This window comes from Bradyrhizobium sp. STM 3809 (assembly GCF_000239795.1).
Taxonomy (GTDB): domain Bacteria; phylum Pseudomonadota; class Alphaproteobacteria; order Rhizobiales; family Xanthobacteraceae; genus Bradyrhizobium.
The window spans coordinates 1-2603 of record NZ_CAFJ01000731.1; the positions used below are offsets into that span (position 1 = coordinate 1).

Consider the following 2603-nt stretch of genomic DNA (forward strand, 5'->3'; position numbering starts at 1 on the left):
GGCCTTTGCATCGGAGGCCCGCGGCGGTCGCCCATTCGCGGCCATCGCCTTGAGCTGCTCCGCAGCCCGGGCCACTGCAACAAGGCGGGCCGGGTCGAACTCGCCCGGCTTGCGCTGGGCGCCCGGTGCCAGATCAGGACAGAGGCCGACGTCGGCAACCTTGCGTCGATACTGGCTGTTGGACTGACACAGCGGTCGCGCAACTGCCAGGGCCTCTTCGCGGCGTTGGTCGAGCAGGAGAGTGGTGGCGAGCGAGGATTGAAGAACGTTGGCGATTGCTGGACTGAGCTGCGCCAGCGCCTTCTCCTCGGCGAGGCCTGCGCGCAACTCCCGCTCGGCACCCTTTGTATCCTGCGCCATCAGCAGTGCGACGGAGCGCCATAACCGAGCCCGCGGATCGTGGGGATATTTACGCAGCAACTCGATCGAGCGCTGTGTAGCGTCCTCGACGTCGCGCGGCAAGCTTTTCGGAAATTCGGACTCGGGCATCAACATAATGGCGGCGTCCTGGCTTCGGGCACCATCGACTGCGCCGGCGCTGAACAGCAGCGCGAGCGGCAGGGCATACACGAGACCGCGCAAGCCGCGCCGCGATACGGTCCCGTGGCCGGTGCGAACAAAGACCGCAGCCATCTGGAGGTTGGGCGCGCTGGTCTTCATGAGCGACGTTCCATCGGTTGGCCATTCGGCTTCACCCAAGCGCCCGCGCGCAAGCGACGAAGTCTTCTCCGTTCATTGTTGAAGCGATGCCAGCGAAGTCAAGCTGGAGAGCGGGGGCAGATCTCGCACAGATCAGTTCGATGCAAGAATGTGACACAAGCATGGGTTTGGTGCATTGGCTTCGCTTGCAACCGTGAATGGATGGAATGCGGAGTCCGACCGATTGGTCGTCGATCGACACAGGCGCGCGGCGCGGCGTCGGTGCCGCGAGCGATGCGCCGGACATGTATTTGGCAGATCGTGATGACGCCTGCGCTGTGTCGCGGCGACGCCTCTTCCATCTGGCGTGTGCTTGCGACCGACGCATTCAGGCGCGCGCGAGACGTCTGCCGCGCAACGACGCTGGATCGCTTTCGCTCGCTTCGTTCGCAATGACGAGGGTGCTAGAGTTCTGCTTCAACCGACCGAACGGGACTGCGAGGGAGACGACGATGCGGCTGGCGGTGATTTCCGACGTGCATGGCAATCTGCCTGCCCTGGAGGCGGTGCTCGCGGACATCGAGACGCGTGGCGTCGATGCCACCGTCAATCTCGGCGACTGCGTGACCAGCCCGTTGTGGCCGCGCGAGACGTTCGACCTGCTGCAGTCGCTCAAATTACCGACCGTGCGCGGCAATCACGACCGCTGGATCGAGGAGATGCCGGAGGAGAAGCTCTCTCCCGCCGGCCGCTTCGCCCGCGCCGCGCTGACCGCCGAGCAGCGCCGTGTGCTGCACGCGCTGCCGCCGCGGCTCGCGCTGGATCCGGGCATCCTCGCCGTTCATGGCACGCCGGACGATGATTGCGCGCTTCTGCTTGAGGAGATGCTCGACGACGGCCGCTACGTCCCGGCGCGCCGCGACGTGCTGGCCGCGCGGCTCGTCAATCTCGGCGGCGCGACGCTGGTGCTGTGCGGCCACAGCCATCGGCAGGCGATGGTCCAGGTGCCGCGCGGTCCCCTCGTGGTCAATCCGGGCAGCGTCGGCTGTCCTGTATTCGCGGACATCCCGATCGCGTCGCAGCTCGAATATCGCTCGCCGCACGCGCGCTACGCCGTGCTGACGGAGCGTCGCGGCCATTGGCAGGCCGAGCTGCTGGCGCTGGCCTATGACTGGGATCATGCGGCGGCGCGCGCGGTGGAGAACGGCTTCCCGCACTGGGCGGGTGCCTACGCCTCCGGCGCGGTGATCTGAACCCGCATGGGCAACTGGTGAGCGGTCGGACGTGATGGCCAGCGGAGATATCGCCCGTGCTGTCGCGAACGATTCACCAGGCCTGTTTCCACATCGTCATGGCCGGGCTTGTCCCGGCCATCAACGTCGTGCTGCACGCTGAGAAGGACGTGGATGCCCGGGCCGTCGCCGCGCCGAAGCGGCTACGGCCGCGCAGGCGGGACGAGCCCGGGGATAACGGAGTCATGACCTGACGGCATCGTCCGTGGCGACAATGCGGATCGTCATATGCGACAGCCCGTCGAGCAAATCGCCCTGCGTGTTCGCGCGCAGGCGCAAGGAAGCAGTGCGCGGCCGGAGAGAAACCGCTTGCGCGCAAAAACTGATTTCCCAAGCGCCATCAAGCTGATTTGGCCTGTCCAGTCCCTCCGCAGAAAATTTATCTGTTTCGTTATTTCGGAATTCGTGCTTCTGTGTGTTGTCCCGCCTCGGCACGAGGGGCGTATCGCGATCGTCACGGCACGCGAGGTGGGATGCGATGGGCGTCGTGGGCTGCAGCATGGTGTGATGCCGTGCGGACGAACGGCACATGGCGCACGGCGAAGTCGTATGGTCCTGGCCTCCCGACGCTGAGGCCACGCCGGCGGTGACGATGATCCGCCGGTCACGGGGGCAAGACAGCCCGGTCCCCGGGGAGAGTACGTATAAGTCGTAACGCCATCGCGCAGGGAA

At 65.9% G+C, this 2603-nt stretch carries 4 protein-coding genes; 2 read left to right on the forward strand and 2 right to left on the reverse strand.

Annotated elements, in window-relative coordinates; genetic code table 11:
* Positions 1-660, reverse strand: a 660-nt coding sequence (locus BRAS3809_RS31395; RefSeq protein ID WP_035659770.1) for a hypothetical protein, incomplete at its 3' end; no start/stop codon positions are given.
* 491 nt (positions 661-1151) lie between these two features.
* Between BRAS3809_RS31395 and BRAS3809_RS31400 the strand changes: the two genes are divergently transcribed.
* Complete coding sequence (locus BRAS3809_RS31400) at positions 1152-1892, forward strand: metallophosphoesterase family protein (RefSeq protein ID WP_008966040.1); 741 nt, start codon at positions 1152-1154, stop codon at positions 1890-1892.
* A gap of 56 nt (positions 1893-1948) precedes the next feature.
* Positions 1949-2125: a hypothetical protein gene (locus BRAS3809_RS36910; RefSeq protein ID WP_008966041.1), complete on the forward strand. Its 177-nt coding sequence runs from the start codon at positions 1949-1951 to the stop codon at positions 2123-2125.
* Here the strand turns inward: BRAS3809_RS36910 and BRAS3809_RS31405 are convergent.
* Entirely contained in the window at positions 2115-2432 is a 318-nt protein-coding gene (locus tag BRAS3809_RS31405) for a hypothetical protein (RefSeq protein ID WP_035659773.1), read from the reverse strand. The genes BRAS3809_RS36910 and BRAS3809_RS31405 overlap by 11 nt on opposite strands.
* Positions 2433-2603: the final 171 nt, after the last annotated feature.